The organism is Collinsella aerofaciens (assembly GCF_015670745.1).
GTDB classification, from domain to species: domain Bacteria; phylum Actinomycetota; class Coriobacteriia; order Coriobacteriales; family Coriobacteriaceae; genus Collinsella; species Collinsella aerofaciens_T.
Window position 1 is genome coordinate 50,736 of sequence record NZ_JADPCH010000002.1, and the last position, 23,579, is coordinate 74,314.

Sequence of the window (23,579 nt, forward strand, 5' to 3'; positions counted from 1 at the left end):
TCCTTAATTGGACTCGCCCACCAGGGCGCGGCAGAAATCTTTGGCATTGAACTTCTGCAGGTCATCGACCTGCTCGCCCACGCCCACGCGCAGGATCGGGAGCTTGAGTTTCTCGGCCACGGCCATGGCGATACCGCCCTTAGCCGTGCCGTCGAGCTTAGTCATGATAATACCGTCCAGGCCCAGCGCCTCGTTAAACTCGAGCGCCTGGTTCAGACCGTTTTGGCCCGTCGCGGCGTCGATCACAAGCACGACCGAAACGGGCATGGGGCCGGCGGCCATATTGGCGGCGCGCTTACGCGTCACGTTGACCACCTTGGCGAGCTCGCGCATGAGCTCGGGGCTCGTATGCAGACGACCGGCGGTGTCGATAAGCACTAGGTCGCTGCCGCGCCTGTCGGCCTCGTCGAGCACGTCGTAACAAACGCTCGCCGGATCGGAGCCGCGGTCACGCTTGATGACGGGGACGCCGGCGCGCTGGCCCCACACATCGAGCTGCTCGATGGCGGCGGCGCGGAAGGTGTCGGCCGAACCGATCACCACGTTCTTGCCGCGGGCGGCCATGGCGCTCGCAATCTTACCGACCGTCGTGGTCTTGCCGGCACCGTTAATGCCCACAAACAGCACGCAGCTCGGCGTATCGGAGAACGGATCGCGCTCGATGGGCACAAAGTGCTGCTCAAGCTGCTCGGCCAGGGCGCGACGGAGTTGCGGGGCGGTCTTGAGGTTCTTCTTGGCCGCGGCATCGCGCAGGTCATCGGAGACCTGAATGGCGATCTCGGCGCCCATGTCACCCATGACGAGGGTGTCCTCCAGGTCCTCCCAAAAATCCTCGTCGACCTCGCCGCCAAAGTAAAAGACCTCGTTGAGGGCCTCGCGACTGCGCTCAAGTCCGCGCGAGAGAGCATCGAAGAATCCCATTATGCATTCACGACCTTTCCGGTTTCGCGATCGAGTTTTTGCGAGACGACGCGACTGACGCCGTCGGCTTGCATCGAGACGCCATAGAGGACGTCAGCGTCCTCCATAGTACGGCGCTGATGCGAAATGACCAAGAGCTGCGTATCGGAACGCAACACATCGAGCGCGCCGATGAGCTTGGACAGGTTGGCGTCATCGAGTGCCGCCTCGACCTCGTCCAGCACATAGAACGGCACCGTGCGCGTGCGGTACACGGCAAAGAGCAGGGCGAGCGCCGTCAGGCTCTTCTCGCCGCCCGACATGAGCATCATCTTGGCGATGCGCTTGCCGCGCGGCTGCGCCACGACCTCGATACCCGTCTCGGCAGGATGCTCGGGATCGGTCATCTCCAGATGAGCCTGACCGCCCGGGAAGAGCATAGCGAAGATCTCGCGGAAGTTCGCGTCGACCTTCTCAAACGTCACCAGGAAGGCTTTACGCATCTTACGGTCGATGGCCACGGTAATCTTGGTGAGCGCCTTGCGCGCGCTCTCAAGATCGGCCAGCTGCTCCTCGATGTAATCGGCGCGGCGCTTGAGCTGCTCGTACTCCTCCATGGCAACCTGGTTCACAGGGCCCAGGTTGTTGATCTGGCGCACGAGCTGGTTGAGTTCGCGCTCGGCGGCATCGCGGTCCGTGGGCGCCGGAAGCATGAGCGCTTCCTCGAGTACCGTGGTGCCATCGGCGGTAATGGCCTTAATGGCGGCCTCTACCTGCACCTCGAGCTTACCACGCGCGACCTTGAACTCGTTTTGCGTGGCGGAAGCGGTATCGACCCGCTCCTTAGCGCGGGCAACCTCTGCCTTGGCATCCTCGATGGTCTTCTTGAGCGAGGCCGAGTCCGCCTCCTCGAGTGAAGCCTGATCGCGCAGGCGCGCGGCCCAATCCGAGGCACGCTCCAGCAGGGCCGAATAGCGCTCGTGCATGGGATCGACGCGCAGGCGCAGCAGCTCGAGCGAGCGCGAGGCCTGGCGTGTTCCGCGGATACGACGGTCGATGCCCTCAAGACGATGCTCCAGGTCAGGCACGCGGCCCTTCAGCGAACGCAGGCGTTCGCTCGTCTGGGCTAGGCGAACCTTGGCGTCGGCGAGCTTGCCGGCAGCCTCGGAATCGTCACGGCGAACGCGGTCGAGTTCGTCGTTGGCCTCGGCAATCTGCAAGCCCAGATCGCTTGCCTGCGCGCGGGCCTCGTCACGCGAACGGGTGAGCTCGTCAACGCGCGGGCGCGCAGCGCGAACGGCTTCGGAAGCCTGCTCGCGGCGCTTGGAGATGCGCACGCGCTCGACCTCGGCATTGTTGGCGCTTTGCTCCAAGCGGCCGATCTCGGAGAGCAGCGAGCGGCGCTCGCCCTCAAGACGGGCGATCTCGCCGGCGGCATCGCCCTCAGCGGCACGCGCTTCCTCAACGGCCGCATTGGCCTCAACGACCTGACCTGACACATGTTCAAACACGGCAGCCAGATCGGGCTCCAGACCCTCTAACTCGCGGATACGGCGCTTGCGCTCCAAGGCACCCGACGCCTCGCCGGCATCGAGGCCCACGCGCACCAGGCCGCCGCAGGCGACGCGGGCGCCATCGGGGGTCACGTAAGTCACGCCGTCAACGACCGGCGCCGACAGCGCGGCAGCAAGATCGTCCACTACGTAATATCCGCCGAGTAACGCCTCGACGACGGGACCGTAGCCTGCGCGCACGGACAGACGATCAACCAGACGGGTACCGGCAGCGCCCTCAGCGGCGGTAGAGCCGCTCACGCCGCGCGCCACCAGCAGCGCCTCGCCCGAGGCCTTCTTCTGGTCCAGAGCGGCACGACCGGCACGCTCAAGCGCGGACGTATCGTCGAACAGCAGTGCATCGATATCGCCGGCGAGCAATTGCTCAACCAAGCCCTCAAGCTCGCGCGGGGCCTCGAGTACGTCGCCCAGACGACCAGAGACATCATCACCCAGCGCACCCATCAGACGGCTCACCAGCGGCGAGCTGTCGGCCATGCGGGCATCGAGTTTCTTTTGGCTGGCAAGCTCCGAGCGCACCTCGGATAACTTGTTGCGCGCCTCGCTCTCGCGGGCACGCAGGTCCTTCAGGGCCGCGCGTGCGGACTCGGTGGCCTCACGCGCATCGACCTGAGCCTGGCGCGCTTCCTCAAGAGCGCCCTCAAGCTCCTCTGCGCGGTCGCGACGGCTCTCTAGCGAGGCCGTGACCTCCTCGAGCTGCTCGTCAATCTGCTCCAGGCGCGAGGCATACATGTTGTCCTCGACCTCGGCATTGCTCAGCGAGTCCTTCACCTTGGCGAGCTCGAGCGCGGCGTTATCGGCCACGCGCTGAACATCGCGCTGTTCACGCGTAAGCTGCGAAATCTGATTGTCGAGCGCCACGCGCCGCTCGTGGAGCTCAGCGGCAGCAGGACCAGCGGCGTCAACGTCCTCCTGGGCCTGCATGTGCGCACCGGTCACTTCCTCAAGCTGCGCACGCGCGTCCTCGAGCTCCTCGACCACGCGACGTCGCTGATGCTCGGAGCTCGAAATCTGCCCGCGCATGTCGGACAGGCGCGACACCATGTTGTGGCCCTTTTCTTCGAGCAGGCGCATGTCGGAGTTAATGCGGCCGACCACATCTTGCATATGGCGGCGCTGCTCGCCCAGGTCGCCCACAAACAGGCCCTTTTCCTCGAGCATGACCTGGAGCTTCTCGAGCTCGCGCTCCTTTTCGCCCAAGCGGTACTGCGCAAGCTCAAGCTCGGCAGCGCCCTCCTTGGAGCGGCTCTCCAGGTCGTTCCACTGCGACTGCAGCGAACGAAGCTCGTCGACGGCCAGCATCTGCGTAAGCTCGTTCGCGCGCGAGGACAACTCTTTGTACTTGCGCGCGCGATCGACCTGACGCTCCAGCGGCCGCAGCTGACGGGCGATCTCCTTATTGATGTCGCGGGCACGCATCAGGTGCTCGTCCATCGACTTAATTTTTTTGAGCGCACGCTCCTTGCGGCGCTTGTGCTTGGAGATGCCGGCGGCCTCCTCGATAAGGGCGCGGCGCTCCTCCGGGCGGCTCTGCAAAATGGCGTCGAGCTTGCCCTGGCTGATGATGGAATGCGTATCCTTGCCCAGGCCCGAATCGTGCAGGATGTCCTGAATGTCCATCAGGCGGCACGGACTCGAGTTGATGAGGTACTCGCTTTCGCCCGAGCGGTACATGCGACGGGTGATGGCGACTTCGTCAAAATCGACAGGCAGCATATGGTCCGAGTTATCGAGCACCAGCGTAACCTCGGCAACACCCACCGGCTTGCGCGCCGACGAGCCCGAGAAGATGACATCCTCCATGGCCTGGCCGCGCAGCTGCTTGGCGCTCTGCTCGCCCAGGACCCACAGAATCGAGTCGGAGATGTTCGATTTTCCCGAGCCGTTTGGACCGACGATGACGGTCAGGCCCGGCTCAAACGTCATATGGGCGCGGTCGGCAAACGACTTGAACCCTTTGAGCGTGAGGGACTTGAGATACACGGTTCCTCGCTTAAACAGGCTTCTTGTTAAGAATCACGCCGTTGGTGGTGTAGCCCATGCGGTCGAGCGCCTCGAGTGCAGCGGCTCCCTCGGCCTCCTTCTTGGAGGAACCAGTGCCGCGGCCTTGACGAATACCGTCGATGAGCACCACGGCGGTAAAGGTGGGCGCATGCGCGGGGCCCTCGGAGCCAACCAGCTTATACGCGGGAGGCTCGTGGCCGTCCGCCTGCACGCACTCCTGCAAGAACGACTTGGGGTTCGCGGGGTGCTCGGCACGCTCGGAAGCCAAGTGCGGCTTAAGCGTACGGTGGATAAAGTCCGCCGCAACGTCCCAGCCGGCATCCAGATACAGCGCACCCACGAGCGACTCGTAGACGTTCTCGAGCGCCGAGTGCAGGCCGCGCGCGCCGGTACCGGTCTCGGAGGCGCCAAAGATGATGATGTCGTCGATACCCAGCTCATGAGAAACCTCGGATAGCGTAGCGCCCGAGACAAGCGACACCTTCAGGCGCGTGAGCTTGCCCTCGTCAAACTCCGGATAGGACTCAAACAGGGAGCGTGCGACCACAGCGCCCAAAATGGAATCGCCCAAGAACTCAAGGCGCTCATAGCTGGCAGAAACCGGCTGGCCCTCGACTGCCGAGGGATGCGTAAGGGCCGCGCGCAGCAGCACTTTATTATTGAACTCATGGCCCAGAATTTCCTGGGCGCGCGTAAGTCGTTCAGACAAAGCCAAGACCTAGGCCTCCCTGGCGTTTTCGATAGCGTCGACGGCGTCGGCGACAGAGTTGAGCGAGAGCAGGGTCTCGTCATCGATCTCGAGGTTGAACTCGTCCTCGATAGCCGTAACCAGCTGCAGGCGCTCGAGCGAGTTGGCATCGAGGTCGTCAAAGGTGGTCTCATCGCTAATTTCGGCAACATCGACGCCCAGAACGTCAGCAGCGACCTCGGCGATCTTGTCGAAGATTTCGGAGCGATCCATAGCGCTTCCTCTCATAGTGCATGAATACCAAAAGAATGGTACCGCCCGGGCGGTACCAAGACACGGTTCTGATTCTACCCCACGACGCACGCCCCGAGACGCATAACGCCGCTGTTATAAAACGATGCCGTCCATAGAGTTGGCGACATTCTCGACCAGCCCGGCGCGCACGGCTTCGGCCGCCGCGAGCGTACCGTTTTTTACAGCCTCGACCGAGGTGGCGCCATGGCCGATCAGGACCACGCCGCGCAGGCCCAAAAGAATCGCGCCGCCCTTGGCGTCGCCCGAAAGCTTGGCTTTAATCTCGCGCATCTGCTTTTTGATGAGCAGCGCGGCAATCTTGGTGCCGAGCGAAGACATAAAGGCGCCCTTGAGCTCCTGCAGTAAAAACTTGGCAGCTCCCTCGGTAGCCTTGAGAGCGATATTACCCGACATGCCGTCAGCAACGACGACATCGAAATTGCCCGAGGTGATGTCTGTGCCTTCGCAGTTACCAACAAAGCCGGGAACGGCGGCCTTCATAGCAGGGAAGCAGGCCTTGGTAAAGTTGGAACCCTTCTCGTCCTCGGTGCCATTGGCGAGCAGGCCCACGCGGGGATGTTCAATGCCCAGGACGACGCGGGCATAGGCGCTACCCATCTGAGCAAAACGCACCATGTCATCGACCTCGACATCGGGGTTGGCGCCCATATCGCACAGCACCGTCAGACCGCCGGCGCGATTGGGCAGCGCATTGGTCAGACAGGGGCGCACCGGCTGCTTCTTGCCTTCGGCTTGATACCTAAACGGTGTCACGTAGGCGGTAGCTGCGGCGGTCATGGCGCCGGTGGAGCCGGCGGAGAAAAACGCGTCCGCGTTGCCCTTTTTGATGGCGCGGCAGGCAAGCACAATCGAGGACTTACGCTTGGTCATCACGGCGCGAATGGGATCGTCATCCATGGCGATGATGTCAGGGGCTTCCAGAGCCTCCACACGTGCGTGGGCCGCGGCAAAGGGATTGACGATTTCGGCGGGGCCAGCTGCCAAGACCTCGATATCGGGATCGGCGGCAAGCGCAGCCTCAATACCGTCGAGGACAACCTGCGGCGTCTCGTCTCCGCCCACAACGTCTACACAAACGCGAACGTTACTCATATACATGCTCCTTATACAAAAATGGCCGACTCAATGAGCCGGCCATTGTGGTTCCAGTTGGAACGGCATCGTATCCAGAGTATACCGTTACTCGGTAACGATAACCTCGCGGTCCTTGTAGAAACCGCAGCTAGGGCACACGTGGTGCGGGAGCTTAACAGCACCGCAACGGGGGCACGTGGACTGAGCCGCAGCCGAGATCTTCATGTTGGCGGAACGACGGGTGTGAGTGCGGATACGACCCTGCTTTTGTTTAGGTACGGGCATAGTGACCTTCCTTATGAACTATCCAGTGTGGCGATTACGCGCAAGTAGCGATACTACCACAGTTTTACTCATCAAGCTTGAGATTCTTCAATGCTGCAAATGGATTTTCCGTGGCTTCGGCCCATTCGGCCTCGGCTTGGGCAGCACAATCGCATTGCTCGACGTTGAGATTGCAACCGCAAGTGGGGCACAGGCCGCGGCAATCGGGCTTGCAGAGCACCACAAACGGCGTGTCCATAACGACCGCGTCATTGATGGGCTCGCCAAGATCGACGATGCGGTCCTCACCCAGGAGCTCGTAGCCGTCTTCGTAGGCCTCTGGATCCTCAGGCTCCTCAAAGAGGTAGAACTCCTCGATCTCGCCGGCGATATCAAACGAGGCGGGCTCCAGGCAACGATCGCACTCGCCGGTGGCATGCGCGCGAACCATACCCGTGAGCAAGACACCGGTACCGGCATTGGTAAAGACAACGTCGTAGTCAATACCGTCCTGTAGCTGGTACTCCTTCTCGCCCACCGTGTACGTGGCGACATCGACCTTACCGGTCAGCGGATACGAATCTCCAGGAAACTCGAGCTCCTCGGAAAGATCGACGGTAACGCTCGGGAACTCAGCCATTACCACTGACCATTCTGTTGGGCGGCACCCTCGTTGAGCTGCTGACGGCAACGGGTAACGGTGCCGGTCAGGCTCTTAAGGTTCTCCTCCAGGTGCGTAAAGACCTGCTCTGCGTAGTCCTCGGCGGCATAACGCGTCTCGCGCTCATACTGCTGGGCACGATCGCGGATGTCGTCGGCCTGCTGCTGCGCAAGGCGGACGATCTCCTGCTCACCGGCAATGGTGAGGGCCTGCTGCTGAGCGTCGGCGATGATGGAATCGGCCTGAGCGGCGGCGGAAGCCATAAGCTCCTCGCGCTCCTTAAGGATACGGCGGGACTTCTGCCACTCCTCGGGATAGCTCATGCGGATCTCGTCGAGGATGTTGAAGAACACGTCGGCGTCGATGACCTTGAACTGAGCGTTCTTGCCGAAAGGCGGCTTGGCTTCCTCGATCAGCCCTTCGAGCTCATCGACCAAGCTGACGATCCTATCGCCAGGAAAATTCTCGCCCGGCATCCGGTCTCCTTTCATAGGTAACATATCATCGTGCTAGTTTACCACATGCCACCAGGCAATAAAAAACGTCACGAAAAGCGATGTCTGAGCGCTTCGACCACGTTGGGTGGGACAAACGTCGATACATCGCTGCCGAGCGAGGCAATCTGGCGAACGACCGAGCTCGAGATATAACCGTACTGCGGCGCACTCATGACAAAGATGGACTCCAGCTCGCTATCCAAGCGATAGTTGAGGTCGGCCTGCTGCAGCTCATACTCAAAGTCGGTCATGGCGCGCAGGCCCTTGACCACGGCCCCCGCCCCCTGCTCACGAGCGAAGTCGACCAAGAGGCCGGTAAAGGGCAGGACCTCGACACCGTCGATATCACCGAGCGCCTCGCGGGCCAGCGCCACGCGTTCATCGAGCATAAACGTGGTGCCCACACCGTTTTTACCCTGCGACTCGGCAACAGCGACGATCACGCTGGGAAAGATGCGGCGGGCGCGGCGGATCACATCGATATGGCCAAACGTGATGGGATCGAAGGTGCCCGGGACGATCACGCGGTTGATGGTGTCATCATTCATGGACGTCCTCCTGAAACGTCGTGGCATCGTTGTTGTCAGCATCGGTACCGGCGCTATCGCCCTCACCATCGTCATCGCCGACCCAACGAAGCAGGTCGACCGAGGTAATGCCGTAACGCTTCTCACGTACAGTCTCAAAGTCTGCCGGATGCGCGCCCGCATCGGCGGCGGCATGCTCAAACAGGGCATAAGCGCCAGGTGCAAGCAGGCCCTGCTGAGCTAGGTTCTGCAGCAATTCCTCGACCGGCTCGGCACCAAAAGCATAGGGCGGGTCGAGCAGGACCAGATCAAAGGGGCCGCCCGGTACACGACCGCGCGAGGCATTCGCCAGCATGTCGCCCGTGACCACGCGCCAACGCGCACGGTCACGGCAGAGCGACTCGATATTCTTGCTGATGAGTCGTGAGGCATTCCGATCGATCTCAAACGTCGTGAGCGAGCGGGCCCCACGAGAGAGCATCTCTAACCCTAAGGCACCGGAGCCGCCAAAGGCGTCCAGCACACGAACCTCGTCCAAATCGAAATCGAATGCCGACATGACCATAGATGCGCACGCCTCGCGCACGCGATCAGTCGTTGGGCGGGTGACATCGCGACCACGGGGCTCCTCGATCTTACGACCGCGCCATTCGCCGCCGATGATTCTCATCCTCCGCTGACCTCCTTAAAAATGTGTCGATATCGCATGGCGACCGCATCGCGCAGGGGGCGCGTCGCCACGGAGTCAAGGGTGCAAGCATACCGCAAGAGCTCGACCGCGTCCAAATGGGCCCACTCGATCAGCTCCTCGTCGGCATCAAGGTCGACGAAGCGCAAGGTCACACCGCCATGCTGGCGATAACCCAGGATCTCGCCTTCATGGCGCAGGCGCAGGTCCATCTGGGCGAGCGTAAAGCCGTCCGAGGTCTTTTCGAGCGACTGGAGACGATCTTGCGCCGCCGATGCGCCGCCGTTGCCCTTGGAATGCGTCATAACCAGGCAGGTGCCCGACACACTGCCGCGGCCCACGCGACCGCGCAGCTGGTGCAGGGCCGCCAAGCCAAAGCGCTCGCCGTTCTCGATAACCATGACAGTAGCGTTAGGCACGTCGACGCCCACCTCGACCACCGTAGTCGAGACGAGCACGTCAATCTCGCCACGCTTGAAGGCGTCGATCACGCGATCCTTCTCCCCCGCTGGCATGCGGCCGTGAAGGCGCTCGATGGCAAGCCCAGGCAACGCCAGACGCAGGCGATCGAGCTCGGTCGCCGTATCGTGCAGCGGCACGGGGACCGTCACGCGGCCCTCGTCGTCGCGGGCGATACCGGGCACGTCCTCCAGCTCATCGGCCGAGTCACTCGGCTCCACGAGCGGACAAATCACGTAGGCCTGTTGACCCTTTTCATGCGCCTCGCGGATGGCACCATAGGCGAGGTCACGGCTCGACTCGGTGAGCACGCGTGTCGTCACGCCAGCGCCAGGGACTGGCCGATGGCGGATGATGCTCGTATCCAGATCACCGTAGACCGAAAGCGCCAGCGTACGCGGGATGGGCGTTGCCGTCATAACGAGCAGATCGGCACCCGGGCCCTTGGCACGCAGGGCATTGCGCTGGCCCACACCAAAGCGGTGCTGCTCGTCGATGACGACAAGCGACAGATGCTTAAACGTCACGTCTTCCGAAAGGACCGCGTGGGTTCCAAAGAGCACGTCAAGCTCGCCCGATTCCAGCTGTGCATGGATGCGCTCGCGCTCTGCGGCCGGCGTGGCACCCGTCAGAAGGGCCCAGGAAATACCGGCCTGCGACAGCACGGGGCCGGTCTTATCGGCATATTGGCGCGCCAGCACGCCCGTAGGCGCCATAACGCAGGCCTGCGTGCCGCTATCGGCAGCCACAGCCAGCGCGCAGGCGGCAACGGCGGTCTTACCGGTACCGACATCGCCCAGCAGCAGGCGGTTCATCACACGCCCGCCATCGCACATATCGCGCAGGATATCTTGGAACGCGACCTCCTGCTCGTCGCTCAGCGAAAACGGCAGGGCTTGCTTGAGTGCGGCCAGGTGCTCGCCCGCGGTGTGGGCATAGGGCACAACATCGACTAGGCCGCCATCGTTGCGCAGGCGAAGCGCCAGCTGAAGGTAAAGGCACTCCTCATAAGCAAGGCGACGTCGCGCGATATCCCGCTCAGCCATACTCGATGGAAAGTGGATCGATCGAAGCGCGCGGGCATTGCTCATCAGGCGGCGCTTGACGCGCAAGCGTGCGGGAATCGGATCGAACGGATTGCCGACGACCTCGAGCGCGCCGCTTACGATGCGGCGCATCCACGCCTGGCTCACGCCATCGCTCACGTAATGGACCGGCAGAATGGTGCCTGCGGCGCGCCCGTCCTCGAGCTTTTCAAAGTGGGGCGAGGCCATCTGCTTAAAACCGTAGGCAAACTCGACCTTGCCCATCACGGCCAGGCGGTCGCCCTGCTTAAGCTGCTGGGCAATCCAGGGCTGGCGGAAAAAGGCGACCTGTAGCACGCCCGTCTCGTCAACAAGTGAGACCTCGGTCACCTGCATGCGCGGGCGCGGCTGCTTTTGGACGATACGGTCGACCGTGGCGATGATGGTGCACACGGTACCGATGGGCGCCATCTCGATGGACCACGAACGGGTAAAGTCGAGGTATCGATGAGGGATATGGAGAAGGAGGTCCCCCACCGTCCGAATTCCCAGACGGCGAAGGGCCTCCTCACGTTTACCCGAAACATATTTGAGTCGCGCGATATCCTCGTCGAGCGCATTGCTCTGGGCAAAGCGCTCCGAGACGCGCGGCACGGAGCACAGCTCGGACATGGGCAGTTGCCTACTCGATCGAGAAGATCACGGGATAGAGCGGCTGCTCGCCACGATGGGCGTCAATCTCCAGATCGGGCTGAGCCTCCTCGATAGCGTCGACGATCTCCTGGAAGGCCTCATCGGACAGCTCCTCGCCGGCCAGAATCGTCAGCGCGTCGCCTTCCTCTTCCTCCTGCATGCGGTTGATACAATCGAGCGTGACCTGCTTCACGTCGGAGCCGACCACATCGATGGAGCCGGCAATGATGCCCATGACGTCACCGGAGTGAATCGGAGAGCCGTCGGAGGCGCTGGAGTCGCGCACGGCGCGGGTGACCTCGCCATCGCGGACCTCGCTGATGGCGTCGACCATGGCGGCGACGGCGTCCTCGAGCTCGGAATCGGGCAGGACCGCGAACAGCGCGGAGAACGCCTGTGGGACGGTCTTGGTGGGAACGACGGCAACCTTCTTGTCCGTGCAGGCAGAAGCGGCAGCCTCGGCAGCCATGCGGATGTTGCCGTTGTTGGGCAGAATGATGACCGAGGTCGCGTTGACCTGGTCCACCGCGCCCAGCAGATCTGCAGTCGAGGGGTTCATGGTCTGGCCACCCGAGACGATCACGTCGACGCCAAGGGACTTGAGGATGTCGGCCTCGCCGGAACCGGCGGCAACGGCGACAAAGCCCAGCGCCTTGGCGGGCTCGTCGGCCTTTTCCTGGTCCTCGTGAATCTTGGCGGTACGGTCGTGGGCCTCCATCTCCATGTTGTGGATAAAGACCTCGTAGATCTGACCGAGCTGCAGCATGTGCTCGAGCACCAGGTTGGGGGTGTTGGAGTGCACATGGATCTTGTAGTCGGGATAGGCGCCCACGAGTAGCTCACAGTCGCCCATGGAACCCAGGAACTTAAGGCACTCGTCCTCGTCAAACGGGGCGTCGGCCTTAAACAGGAACTCGTTGCAGTAGCGGAACTCCGAGCCCTCCCAATCGTCGTTGGCCTCGATCTCAACGCGACCAAGGGCCGCGTCGCGGGCAGAGCCAGCGGAATCAAACGTGGCGGAGAAATCCTCGACAACGGTGCTGCGGCCAAGCGCGGCGGCAACAAAGTTCTCAAGGAAAATAGCAAAGCCGAAGGCGCCGGAGTCAACCACGCCGTTCTCCTTCAGAACGGGCAGCAGGTCGGGCGTGCGAGCGACGGACTGGTAGGCCTCGACGACGATGGCGTCGAGCGCATCCTCGGCCGAGAACTTCTTCTTCTCGCACTCGTCTGCCTTGGTCGAGACATCGCGCAGGACCGTGAGGATCGTGCCCTCGATGGGCTTGCGGACAGCCTGGAAGGCAACCTTGACGGCGCGACGGAAGGCGAAGGCGATGTTGGCAGCCGTAATAGGCTCATCGGCAGAGACGAGGCCCTCGGCCACACCGCGCAGAATCTGCGAGGTGATGACGCCGGAGTTGCCGCGGGCACCCATCAGGGAGCCGTGGGTGATGGCGCCGGCGATGGCTTCCATGTCGGCGTCGGCAGGAAGAGCAGAAAGCTCCTTGGTCACCGAGGCGAGCGTGAGCGACATGTTGGTGCCGGTATCGCCATCGGGTACGGGGAAGACGTTGAGCTTGTTGATCTCCTCGGCCTTGTCGGAAACGGCAGCCGCAGCGATCGGAAAACAGGTGCGAATGGTCTTTGCAATCATGGGTATTTGAATCTCCGTTTTCGGATGCTAGTTCAGACGGCTCTTGAGCGCGTCGATGTGGATGCCGATCTTAAGGCTGGCGGGATCGATCTGGGCGATCTCCTGCAGAGTGAAGGCAACGGAGCTCGAAAGATTGTGGCAGACGGACTTCATGTTGACGCCGTTCTCGAGCACGACGTGAAGATCGACCGTAAGGCCGTTCTCGTCGGCGGAGACAAGCACGCCCTTGCGGAGGCGCTGACCGGCAAGCAGGCGCACGCTCTCGGCGCCCTGGAGCTGCTCAGCCATACCGACAACGCCATAGCACGTCATCGCGGCATAACCGGCAATATCGGCAATAACGTCGTTCGAGACGCTCAGGCTGCCGTTAATGGTCTCAGACACAAGAATCTCCTTTTCTTGGTGCTCGCGGCACCATGTCGTGGGAGCAATCATTGCAATATTCTACAACGACCGCGCCATGTTGAGGTGGCGGGCCTCGGGATTACATCCTCGACACGAAATGTTGATACGGTAACGTTCACGAACGGCGATCGCAGCATGAAAAAACCCGCCGCATAAGCGACGGGTTTTACAACCTGGCTCCCCGGGTAGGACTCGAACCTACAACAGCGCGGTTAACAGCCGCGTGCTCTACCATTGAGCTACCGAGGAATAGGCGCGTGCTCTCAAGCAACGAAGTTTATTATACGGACGAATCAGCTTAGGGCAAGAACTTTTTTTAAGAAATTTTCCGACCTAGTCGTTGGGGACGTTCTTAAACGACTAGTCATTCAAGAACGTCCCCAACGACTACATGAAAGCACCCCCGAGCGGATGTGCTTGAGGGCGCCTCTTGCTTGACTAGCTTTCGATATAGTCTTTGAGCTTGCTGCTGCGGCTCGGGTGGCGGAGCTTGGCCAGGGTCTTGGACTCGATCTGGCGGATGCGCTCGCGCGTGACGCCAAACTCGCGGCCGACTTCCTCGAGCGTGCGGGGATGTCCGTCGACAAGGCCAAAGCGCAGCTCGATAACCTTGCGCTCACGATCGGCAAGCGAATCGAGCACCTGGGTGAGCTGCTCCTGCAGCATGGAGAAGCTGGCCGCATCGGGCGGAACGATGGCCTGGGAGTCCTCGATGAAGTCGCCCAGCTGGGAATCCTCTTCCTCGCCGATGGGGGTCTCGAGCGACACAGGCTCCTGCGAGATCTTCTGGATCTCGCGGACGCGGTCGGCGCTCATGTCCATCTCGGCACCAATCTCCTCGGGGGTCGGGTCGCGACCAAGGTCCTGAAGAAGCTGGCGCTGCACGCGGACGAGTTTGTTGATGGTCTCGACCATATGCACGGGAATACGGATGGTACGGGCCTGGTCGGCGATAGCGCGCGTGATGGCCTGACGGATCCACCACGTGGCGTACGTGGAGAACTTAAAGCCCTTCTGGTAGTCGAACTTCTCGACGGCGCGGATCAGACCGAGGTTGCCCTCCTGAATCAGGTCCAGGAACAGCATGCCACGGCCGACATAGCGCTTGGCGATGGAGACGACCAGACGCAGGTTTGCACTGATGAGCGCCTGCTTGGCTTCGAGGCCCACGTTCTCAATGCGCGTAAGGCGACGCATCTCGGCACGCGTAAGTTCGAGCTCACCAGCATCGGCAGCCTCGAGCTTCTCGGTGGCCTCAAGACCGGCCTCGATCTTCATGGCCAGATCGACCTCTTCGGAGGCGGTCAGCAGGTCGACCTTGCCGATCTCCTTGAGGTACATACGGACCGGGTCGCCGGTCAGCATCACCGTGGAGGCATCGATGCCACGCACGCGGGAGCGTGAACGGGACGTGCGCACGGTGCGCTTCTTCTTGCTCTTGGAAGAACCCATCTCGGCGTCGGCCTGACGGGCCATCTTGAGCTCGTGATCGTCGAGCGAGCCGGAATCGTGCTCGTCGTCGTCATCGAAATCGTCGGTATCGGTATCGTTATCGTCATCGTCGACGTCCATGGGGGCGTCGTCGTTACCGCTCGCGGAGATAATCTGGATGCCGCTGTTGCGCAGCGCGGAATACACCGCGGTGAGCTGCTCGTCAGAAACATCGATATCCTTCAGGGCGACCTGAATCTCGTCCTCGGTTACCGAAGTCCTGTTTGAGCCGTTGCCCATGAGCTTTGCAACGTAGGATTCCAGCCCAGTACCCGTGCTCTCAGTCTTTTTTGGCACAGATTCTCCCTTCATAGTCCACAGGACTCAATACTTTAGCACACACATTGACGTCTATACCCAAAAAGAGGACTGGATATAGGCGAGAATACGCTGGTTGACCACAACATCTAGGCCTGTTCGGTTCCTGCGGTCTCCAAACCAATCAAACGGAACGGGTCCGCCACGCCGCCGATCGACTTTTGCAGCTCGCGTTGACGCTGCGAATCTTGCGCGGCCTGAACGGTCAGCGAGCGACGGGCCTCATCATCGAGCGAACGGTCCTGTCGCAGCTTGGCCTGTGCGGCACGCATGCGGCGCTTGATGGTGTAGAGCTCGAGCGTATCGAGCATAAACACGATGTTCGTCTCGGTGGGGTGCTTGCTCGTCGCCGAGATGCGCCCGGCACTCACAAGCGTTGCCGCCTCGGGACACACCGAGCGCGCCGCATCCATGCAGGCTGCAGGATCGGTTCCCGGCGGCGTTGCCAGCACGGCCCATGCAATGGACTCGTGACGTGGGTCGACCCACTCGATGGAGCAGATGCGGTCGGCATACGTGCGGAACAGGTCAGGGTAGCTCGTGAGCATGGTCAGCAGCTCGCGCTCCCCTGCCAAGGACTTGCGCTCTAGATCGGTAAGAACCATAGGGGCCGAGGCGTCTGTCGGGGCACCGGCGGGCGCAGCGCCCATACCATCAGGCACATCGATCGGCGGAAGATCGTCGACGACCTCCACGGGCGCGACACCGTAGGCATCGAGCGGGACGTAGTCGTACGGCTCTTCTTCGACCGGCGCGGACACCGGCGGCGTCGCGCCCGATGCCCAAGCGCCGCGACCGACATCGCGAGAACCCGATGCCCGACCGCCCACATTTCCAGAGCGCTCGGCCTGCGCCCTCTGGCGTTCATAGTTCTGCTCACGACGTCGTTCCGCATCCTCGCGCTTGGCGACATCGCGAAACACACATCCCGAGCTCGCGCGCACGGTCTCCAGGTCCAAACCAAGCAGGTCGGCAATCTGGATAAAGTACGTGTCGATCATATAGCTATCGCGCAGCGGATAGATAAGCGTCAGCGCATCTTCCAGCGCCTTGGCGCGACCGCCCGGCGTGCTAATATCGCTCGATTCCTGCAGAGAACGGTACACGAAGTCCATGAGCGGCTCGGCAGCGTCAATGCGTTTCTGCAGCTCCTCTCCGCCGTGCGCCGTGATGAATTCCATGGGATCGTTGCCGTCGGGCAGTACCACGCAGCGCAGGTCCATCGAATCCTGCTCGATAAACTGAATCGCGCGGCGGGCGGCCTTCTGGCCCGCGGCATCGCCGTCAAACATATACACGATGCGCTTGGCAAAGCGAGTGAGCGTCTTGACGTGATGCTCCGTGAGCGCGGTGCCCAGCGTGGCAACGACGTTTTTAATCCCCGCCTCCCAACAGGCGATGCAGTCGGTATAGCCCTCCACCACGATGGCGGTATCCTGCGCGACGATAAACTCCTTGGCCCAATTAAAGCCGTAGAGGTTTCGCTTTTTATGGAACACGCTCGTCTCGGCGGTGTTGAGGTACTTAGGCTGGCCGTCACCTATGATGCGACCGCCAAAGGCAATGTTATGACCCTGCTCGTCAAAGATGGGAAACATCACGCGGTCGTAGAAGCGGTCGGCAAGTTGCCCGCGCCCGCGGCTCACGGCCACGTTGGCGTCGATCATCTCCTGCGGGGTAAAACCCGTCTGGGAAAGGTGCGACACCAGCGCGTTGCGGCCCGGCGCAAAGCCCAAGCAGTAGCGGCGGCAGACGTCGCCACCCATGCCGCGGCTGGCAAAGTACTCGCGCGGACGGCCGTCCTTACCGCGCATGAGCATGGTGTGGTAGAACTGGGCGGTCTCGGCGCACAAATCGTAGATGCGGGCACGCTTGGTACCCCGCTCGCGGCGATCTCCGGTGTCATGCAGCTCAATACCTGCGCGATCGGCCAAATAACGGATTGATTCGGGAAAGCTCAGGTTCTCGCGCTTCATGATATAGGTGAAGACGTCGCCACCCTCGCCGCAGCCAAAGCAATGCCACACCTGCGTGGCGGGAATAATGTGGAAAGACGGCGTCTTTTCGCCATGAAAAGGGCAGCAGCCCCAAAACTCATGGCCGCGGGGCTTGAGCTCAACCGTTTCCTGCACGATGGCGACTAGGTCGGACGCAGCGCGTACCTGGTCTTTTTCCTCATCGCTAATCACGGATGCTCACCCCCTGCTCGCCCAAGTTGTGACGAATATCTCCGATATTACCCTCGACGGTCGCGATCAACTCATCCAGCGAATCGAACACGCGCGACGGACGCAGCCAGCGCGTAAACGCCAGCGAAACGGAAGCGCCGTACAGGTCGCCCGTATAACCAATTAAATTAGCCTCGAGATGCGCAGATGCCGCATCGTCAGCATACGTTGGCGGCAGGCCGACGTTCACGGCAGCGGGCCACGCGGTGTCATCGACCAGCACCAGACCCTCATACACGCCATCGGCTGGCACCTGAATGCCGTCGGGAACCTGCAAGTTTGCCGTGGGAAAGCCCATGCCAGAACCCTCGTGACGGCCGCGAATAACACCGCCACGCACCATATACGGACGGCCGAGTAACTCAGCAGCAAGCTCCACATGGCCCTGTCCCAACTCATGACGAATGCGGGTGGCGCAAATGGCCTCACCGCGCTCGCAAAGCAGGTCGTGACCATACACGTCAACGCCGTGCTCGGAACCCCAGGCGCGCATCTCGGCAACACCAGAAGCACCGCCACGACCCAGTCTAAAGTCACTGCCAACGCGAATCGATCGAATGTCGACCAGACGCGACACCAGCGAGAGAAAATCAACATGGTCAAGCGCCGCAACCTCAGGCGTAAAGGGAACGGCCACCACCGCATCGACCCCGGTTTGAGCCAGGGCATGCAGACGGTCGGCCGTCGTCATCAATTTTTGAGCGGGCGAAGGGCTCACCACGACGTCCGGGTCGGGATCGAAGGTAACCACAACCGCCTTACAGCCATGGGCACGGGCATCACGGACAAGCGCTTCGATGAGTTCCTGGTGTCCACGGTGAACGCCGTCGAACACGCCAATGGCGATCGATGCGGAACCCAAGTGCTCACACTCATAAAACGTATCGGCAGCAATGATGCGAGCCTCGTCCGACTCGCCCGCGAAAAAGACACGCGCGAGCTCGCGAGCGGACAACATCATCGAACACCGCCGATTGCCTGCGGAAACACGTGCTCCATAACAAAGCGGCCACTCTCAATGCGGGCGAGCGCCTTGAGTCCCCCATCGAGCACCAGCGCAAACGGCGCCTTCGAGGCATCGAAATCGGCAAGCGCACGCTCAACGGGAATGCGTCGGCCGCAAAGCAGGTCGTCGGCAAGATTGCCCGGCAAGTCAACACGCGTGGCGCCCAGGGCCGCAATGGGATCCAGGGCAAAGCCAGCCGCGGACTCGGGAGAAAGCTCCTCGATCGCATGACAAGCGCCAATGGAAACAACACCGGAAGCCGTGCGGCGCAGCGCGGAAATATGCGCGGCGCTGTCGCAGGCGCGGCCCAAGTCGCGAGCGAGCGCTCGGATATAGGTGCCCTTGCTCACCGAGAACGCCACGGTCCACACGCACGTATCACCTTCGCCGCCCACGGCGATCAGGTCGGCGGCATAGACCTCGACGGGGCGCGGAGGTAGGTCCACCGCATTGCCCTCGCGAGCAGACTTGTAGGCGCGAACGCCATTGACCGAGATAGCCGAAAACGCCGGCGGCACCTGCATCTGCGGACCCAGCATGGCGGCCAAGTGCTCACGGGCATAGGCAGGATCGCGGAGCTCGTTGGCAACAGCCACCGTGCGGACGGCCTCGCCCTCCGCGTCATCGGTATTGGTCTCGGCGCCAAACGAAATGTCGGCGACATAGCTTTTGGTATCGAGGGTAAGCATGCCCAGCAGACGGGTGGCCTGGCCCACGCCCGCCACCATGACACCGGATGCCATGGGGTCAAGCGTACCGGCATGGCCAACGCGCCGCTCATGGAGGGCGCGTCGGCATTGCGAAACCACGTCATGGGACGTGCAGCCCACCGGCTTATCGACGGCGAGTAGCATATTCAATTGAGAAGGCGTTCGACGAGCCATGTACCATCCAATTAGTTAGAGCTCGACGGTCACCGAAGCGGGATCCTCCCCCACCAGCTCGGCCAGCATGGGAAGTGCCACGGCGAGCGTCTCGCGAATTGTTCCGTTGTTGGAAAAGCCGGCGGCGGCATGATGCCCGCCACCGCCAAAGTTGGCAGCAATCTCGGACACATCGAGGTCGCCCTTGGAGCGCAGGTTGCCACGCACCTTGGTATCGCCCTCAATGCCCTTTAAGAACATGCAGACCTCGACGCCCATCACCGAACGCACCACATCGACCAGGCCGTCGCACTCGTCCGAGGTGACACCGCAGGCCTCAAGGTCGCTCTGGTAGGCATAGCTATACGCCACGCGCCCGTGGGCCACCGTCTTAATGCGACCCATGACAATGGACTTGAGGTGCAAAAACTCAACGCGCATGCTCTGGTAGACCTCGAGCGCAACGCGCGCCGGATCGGCACCGTGGGCAACCAGACGCGAGGCCGCATGGAACGCGGCGGCATCGGCGTTTTGGTACTGAAAACGGCCGGTATCGGTAACCAAGCCACACAGCAGGCAGGTCGCAACGCCATCACGTGCGACAATGCCACAATTGTCCAAGAAACGGTCAATGATCATGGCGCAGGCTGCAGCATCGACGCGCCTCAGACTGAGCTCGGCAAACTCCTCGCGCGCCGGATGGTGATCGAAGCACACCACATGCTTGGAGCGGCGAAGCACCTCGGCCGAGTTGTTGAGGCGCTCGACGACCGGCACGTCCACCGAGATGAACAGGTCCGGATTGCCGGTGTACGCAGATGCCGGCACCAGGCGATCGGAGCCTTCCATAAAGCGGTAGATGCGCGGAACCGGGTCATCGTCTGCCAGCAGCAACGCAATGTCCTTGTTGGGAAAAAACTTCATGAGCGAAAGGCCCAGACCCAACACGGAGCCCAAGGCATCGCCATCGGGAGAAGTATGTCCAGAAATCGCAATGGAGGACGCACCCTCGATGAGCTCGAGGATGCGTCGCTGAATATCTGCAGACTCGCACGAGGCGAGGTCGGCGGAATTAGTCATCTAAAGCTGCCTCCTGGGCGGCATCCGCTATCGGATAGCCGTCCTCGTCCTTTTCGATCGCCAGCGTGGCCGGAACGTTTTCCAGCGCACGCGTGATGCGCTCGGCCTCATCGGTCGAGCGATCGATGCGAAAATCGAGCTCGGGCGTGACACGCCAATCGAGCGAGCGGGCCAACAGGCTGCGAATGCGGCCCTTGGCGCTGGCGAGCGCCTCCATGACCTCGTCGTAGCGGCTCGCATCGCACGACACGTACACGCGCGCGAACGAACGGTCCACCGCGACCTCGACCGCAGTCAGGGTGACCAGGTTGAGGCGCGGATCGGAAACCTCAAAGAGCAGGATATAACCAAGCTTCTCGCGAAGCTGCTCGCCCAGTCGGCGGGTTGCCTGCGTTTGCTTCATAGCGCTACCCCCTACTCGGTACGGGCAACCTGGTCGATGCGGTAACCCTCGATCTGGTCGCCGGGCTTGATGTCCTGGAAGTTCTCCAGGCCAATGCCGCCCTCGGAACCGCTCTTGAGGCTCTTGGCCTCATCCTTGTAGTGACGCATCGAGGCGATCTTGCCGTTGAAGACCACGATACCGTCACGCACCAGGCGCACGGAGTCGGTCGCGGCGATCTCGCCCTCTTCGACGCGGACACCGGCGGCAATGCCGACTTTGGGCACCTTGAAGGTGTCCAGTACGGTCGCGGTACCCGTGGAGACCTCGACCTCGGTGGGCTTGAGCATGCCGATACGAGCGGCGTCGAGCTCCTCGAGGCACTTGTAGATGACGTCGTAGCAACGAATCTCGACGCCCTCGCGCTCGGCAGCGGAGCGGGCCTTGCCGTCGGGACGCACGCCAAAGCCGATGATGATGGCATTGGAGGCGTCTGCCAGGACGACGTCGGTCTCGTTGATAGCACCGACCGCGGAGTGAATCGTGTTGATGCGTACCTCGGACTGGTCCATCTTGTCGAGCGAGTCCTGAAGGGCCTCGATGGAACCCTGGACGTCGGCCTTGATGATCAGGTTGAGCTCCTTGACCTCGGCGTCGGCGATGGTCTCGAAGAGGTTCTCGAGCGTGACATGCTTCACGCGGCTCTGCTCCTCGATACGGGCCTTGAGCGAACGCTCATCGGCCAGGGCGCGAGCCTCGCGCTCGTCCTCGAAAACGCGGAACTCGTCACCGGCGTTGGGCACGGACTGCAGGCCCAGGATCTCGACGGCGTCGGAAGGACCGGCCTCGGTGACGGCGTTGCCCTTGGGGTCGAGCATGGCGCGGACGCGGCCGTAGGTAAGGCCGGCGACCAGCGTATCGCCCACGTGCAGGGTACCGCGGGTCACGAGCACGGTAGCGACCGAGCCGCGGCCCTTGTCGAGCTTGGCCTCGAGGACGTTACCGGAGGCAAAGGTGTCGGGGTTGGCCTTGAGCTCAAGCACGTCAGCCTGGAGCAGCACGGTCTCGAGCAGGTCGTCGATACCGATCTTCTGCTTGGCCGAAATGTTGACGAACATGTTCTGTCCGCCCCACTCCTCGGGGATGATGCCGTACTCGGTGAGCTCCTGGCGCACGCGGTCGGGGTTGGCGCCCGGCTTATCGATCTTGTTAACGGCGACGACGATGGGTACGCCGGCGGCCTTTGCGTGGTTGATCGACTCGATGGTCTGGGGCATGACGCCGTCGTCGGCGGCGACGATCAGGATGACGATGTCGGTCACCTTGGCGCCACGGGCACGCATAGCCGTAAAGGTGGCGTGACCCGGGGTATCGATAAAGGTGATCTTGCGGTCGTTGATCATGACCTGCGAAGCGCCGATGGCCTGCGTAATGCCGCCCGCCTCGCCGGCAGCAACGCCGGTGTGACGGATGGCGTCGAGCAGCGACGTCTTACCGTGGTCGACGTGGCCCATGACGGTGACGACCGGGGCGCGCGGCTTAAGGTCGGCGGGATCGTCGTAGAACGAGAAGGTGTTCTCCTCCTCGGGGGTGATGATCTTGATCTGACGACCCAAGTCGTCGGCGACGAGCTCGACGAGGTCGTCGGACATGGACTGCGTCATGGTGAGCGGCGTACCCAGCAGGAACAGGCGCTTGATGATGTCGTTGGCCGGAACGTCGAGCGCCTCGGCAAGCTCCTGGACGGTAACGCCCTGGGAGACCTTGATGGCGTCGAGGTCCTCGGGGTTCACGCCCTGGGCCAGCGCCTCCTCTATCTTGCGCTCCTCCTGAGCCTTGGCAGCCTCGCGCTCGCGCTTCTCCTTGCGCTTCTTGCGGCGACCGGTGGACTCGCGAGAGGCCTCCTCGACGGCGGCACGAGCCTCCTCGAGCACCTTCTCGCGGCTGTACTCCTCGGCCTCGCGAGCCATGCGGCTGTAGTGGTCCTCTTCGTTGTTGTGACCGCCCTTGCGCTTCTTGCCCTTGCCCTGCTTGTCGGGGTTGGGGAAGTCCATGCCGGCAGCGACGTTGTTGCTGGCGTTGGTGCGATGGCTGTGCGGACGGCTCTCGGAGGCGTTGCGCTCGGAGTTGTTGTCGGAAGCGTTGCGATCGTTACGACGGCCACCGCGGCGGTCGTTGTTGCCGCCACGACGGTTACCGCGCTCGGCGGCGCGCTCGGCCTTGGCCTTGTCCTCGGCGTCCTTCTTCTCCTTGAGCACGGTCTCCTGTGCGGCGATCTGGTCGAGCAGCGAACGGAAACGCGAACCGGAGTCGGAAGCGGGAACGGCGCGGCGCTGGGCCTCGCGGGCAGCCTCCTCCTTCTCGCGGGCAAGGCGCTCCTGCTCGGCCTTCTTCTTGGCCTCGGCCTCGGCGCGGGCAGCCTCCTCGGCAGCCTGGGCTGCGGCAAACTGGCGACGCTCCTCCTCGCGGGCCTTCTCGGCGGCGATGCGCTCGCGCTCGGCCTCGGCAGCGCGTGCGGCCTCCTCGGCGGCAGCTGCCTGCTCCTCGGCCTGCTTGGCGGCCTCGACTTCCTGGGCGCGGGCCTCGATCACCGAGGCGAGCTGCTTGCGGACCATGGCGACATAAGCGTCCTCCAAGGTGGAGGAAGCGGACTTAGCGGGAATCTTCATATCGGCGAGATGACCCATCAGTTCCTTGGAGGTCATGCCGAACTCTTTGGCCAGGGTGGACACACGGACTTTTGCCATATGACTTCACCTACCCTTTCTGGCACCTTGGGTGCCTAG

General features: G+C 62.3%; 20 protein-coding genes and 1 tRNA gene. All 21 read right to left on the reverse strand.

Features of this window, described 5'->3' with window-relative positions:
* Positions 1-3 precede the first annotated feature (3 nt).
* The 21 genes from ftsY to infB all read right to left on the reverse strand — a co-directional run bounded on the left by ftsY (position 4) and on the right by infB (position 23,540).
* Positions 4-921, reverse strand: a complete 918-nt coding sequence (ftsY, locus tag I4W07_RS01175) for a signal recognition particle-docking protein FtsY (RefSeq protein WP_196025332.1) — start codon at positions 919-921, stop codon at positions 4-6.
* Positions 921-4,457 carry a chromosome segregation protein SMC gene (smc, locus tag I4W07_RS01180; protein WP_196025333.1) on the reverse strand — a complete coding sequence of 1,179 codons (3,537 nt, stop codon included), beginning with the start codon at positions 4,455-4,457 and terminating at the stop codon, positions 921-923. Before smc ends, ftsY begins: the two co-directional genes overlap by 1 nt.
* Before the next feature lie 10 nt (positions 4,458-4,467).
* The gene (rnc, locus tag I4W07_RS01185; protein WP_195535315.1) at positions 4,468-5,193 is read right to left on the reverse strand and encodes a ribonuclease III; all 726 of its coding nucleotides are present in this window, start codon (positions 5,191-5,193) and stop codon (positions 4,468-4,470) included.
* A gap of 3 nt (positions 5,194-5,196) precedes the next feature.
* The gene (locus tag I4W07_RS01190) at positions 5,197-5,439 is read right to left on the reverse strand and encodes an acyl carrier protein (protein ID WP_055309519.1); all 243 of its coding nucleotides are present in this window, start codon (positions 5,437-5,439) and stop codon (positions 5,197-5,199) included.
* 114 nt (positions 5,440-5,553) lie between these two features.
* Positions 5,554-6,573, reverse strand: coding sequence for a phosphate acyltransferase PlsX (gene plsX, locus I4W07_RS01195; RefSeq protein ID WP_196025334.1), 1,020 nt, complete (start codon positions 6,571-6,573; stop codon positions 5,554-5,556).
* An 87-nt stretch (positions 6,574-6,660) separates the two neighbouring features.
* On the reverse strand, positions 6,661-6,840 hold the full coding sequence (gene rpmF / locus I4W07_RS01200) for a 50S ribosomal protein L32 (protein ID WP_022094017.1): 180 nt from the start codon (positions 6,838-6,840) through the stop codon (positions 6,661-6,663).
* A 64-nt stretch (positions 6,841-6,904) separates the two neighbouring features.
* Positions 6,905-7,459 (reverse strand): YceD family protein, encoded by a 555-nt coding sequence (locus tag I4W07_RS01205; RefSeq protein ID WP_196025335.1) that lies wholly within the window; start codon positions 7,457-7,459, stop codon positions 6,905-6,907.
* Complete coding sequence (locus tag I4W07_RS01210) at positions 7,459-7,956, reverse strand: ATP synthase subunit B family protein (RefSeq protein ID WP_040358176.1); 498 nt, start codon at positions 7,954-7,956, stop codon at positions 7,459-7,461. The genes I4W07_RS01205 and I4W07_RS01210 overlap by 1 nt, the downstream gene beginning before the upstream one ends.
* A gap of 68 nt (positions 7,957-8,024) precedes the next feature.
* Positions 8,025-8,525, reverse strand: coding sequence for a pantetheine-phosphate adenylyltransferase (coaD, locus tag I4W07_RS01215; RefSeq protein ID WP_196025336.1), 501 nt, complete (start codon positions 8,523-8,525; stop codon positions 8,025-8,027).
* Positions 8,518-9,174: a 16S rRNA (guanine(966)-N(2))-methyltransferase RsmD gene (gene rsmD / locus I4W07_RS01220; protein ID WP_196025337.1), complete on the reverse strand. Its 657-nt coding sequence runs from the start codon at positions 9,172-9,174 to the stop codon at positions 8,518-8,520. Before rsmD ends, coaD begins: the two co-directional genes overlap by 8 nt.
* The gene (recG, locus tag I4W07_RS01225; RefSeq protein WP_196025338.1) at positions 9,171-11,348 is read right to left on the reverse strand and encodes an ATP-dependent DNA helicase RecG; all 2,178 of its coding nucleotides are present in this window, start codon (positions 11,346-11,348) and stop codon (positions 9,171-9,173) included. The genes rsmD and recG overlap by 4 nt, the downstream gene beginning before the upstream one ends.
* Before the next feature lie 10 nt (positions 11,349-11,358).
* Positions 11,359-13,020 carry a DAK2 domain-containing protein gene (locus I4W07_RS01230; protein WP_196025339.1) on the reverse strand — a complete coding sequence of 554 codons (1,662 nt, stop codon included), beginning with the start codon at positions 13,018-13,020 and terminating at the stop codon, positions 11,359-11,361.
* 27 nt (positions 13,021-13,047) lie between these two features.
* Positions 13,048-13,404: an Asp23/Gls24 family envelope stress response protein gene (locus tag I4W07_RS01235; RefSeq protein WP_022093773.1), complete on the reverse strand. Its 357-nt coding sequence runs from the start codon at positions 13,402-13,404 to the stop codon at positions 13,048-13,050.
* Between the two features lie 195 nt (positions 13,405-13,599).
* Positions 13,600-13,674, reverse strand: a tRNA-Asn gene (locus I4W07_RS01240).
* 189 nt (positions 13,675-13,863) lie between these two features.
* A complete protein-coding gene (rpoD, locus tag I4W07_RS01245) occupies positions 13,864-15,213 on the reverse strand; it encodes an RNA polymerase sigma factor RpoD (RefSeq protein ID WP_055286388.1) in 1,350 nt (449 codons plus the stop codon).
* 110 nt (positions 15,214-15,323) lie between these two features.
* A complete protein-coding gene (gene dnaG / locus I4W07_RS01250; protein WP_196025340.1) occupies positions 15,324-17,423 on the reverse strand; it encodes a DNA primase in 2,100 nt (699 codons plus the stop codon).
* Positions 17,416-18,423 carry a riboflavin biosynthesis protein RibF gene (gene ribF, locus I4W07_RS01255; RefSeq protein WP_230317408.1) on the reverse strand — a complete coding sequence of 336 codons (1,008 nt, stop codon included), beginning with the start codon at positions 18,421-18,423 and terminating at the stop codon, positions 17,416-17,418. The genes dnaG and ribF overlap by 8 nt, the downstream gene beginning before the upstream one ends.
* Positions 18,420-19,352 carry a tRNA pseudouridine(55) synthase TruB gene (truB, locus tag I4W07_RS01260; RefSeq protein WP_196025341.1) on the reverse strand — a complete coding sequence of 311 codons (933 nt, stop codon included), beginning with the start codon at positions 19,350-19,352 and terminating at the stop codon, positions 18,420-18,422. Before truB ends, ribF begins: the two co-directional genes overlap by 4 nt.
* A gap of 15 nt (positions 19,353-19,367) precedes the next feature.
* Positions 19,368-20,411, reverse strand: a complete 1,044-nt coding sequence (locus I4W07_RS01265; protein WP_195919396.1) for a DHH family phosphoesterase — start codon at positions 20,409-20,411, stop codon at positions 19,368-19,370.
* On the reverse strand, positions 20,404-20,814 hold the full coding sequence (gene rbfA / locus I4W07_RS01270) for a 30S ribosome-binding factor RbfA (protein WP_196025342.1): 411 nt from the start codon (positions 20,812-20,814) through the stop codon (positions 20,404-20,406). The genes I4W07_RS01265 and rbfA overlap by 8 nt, the downstream gene beginning before the upstream one ends.
* An 11-nt stretch (positions 20,815-20,825) precedes the next feature.
* A complete protein-coding gene (gene infB / locus I4W07_RS01275; protein ID WP_196025343.1) occupies positions 20,826-23,540 on the reverse strand; it encodes a translation initiation factor IF-2 in 2,715 nt (904 codons plus the stop codon).
* Between the last annotated feature and the right edge of the window lie 39 nt (positions 23,541-23,579).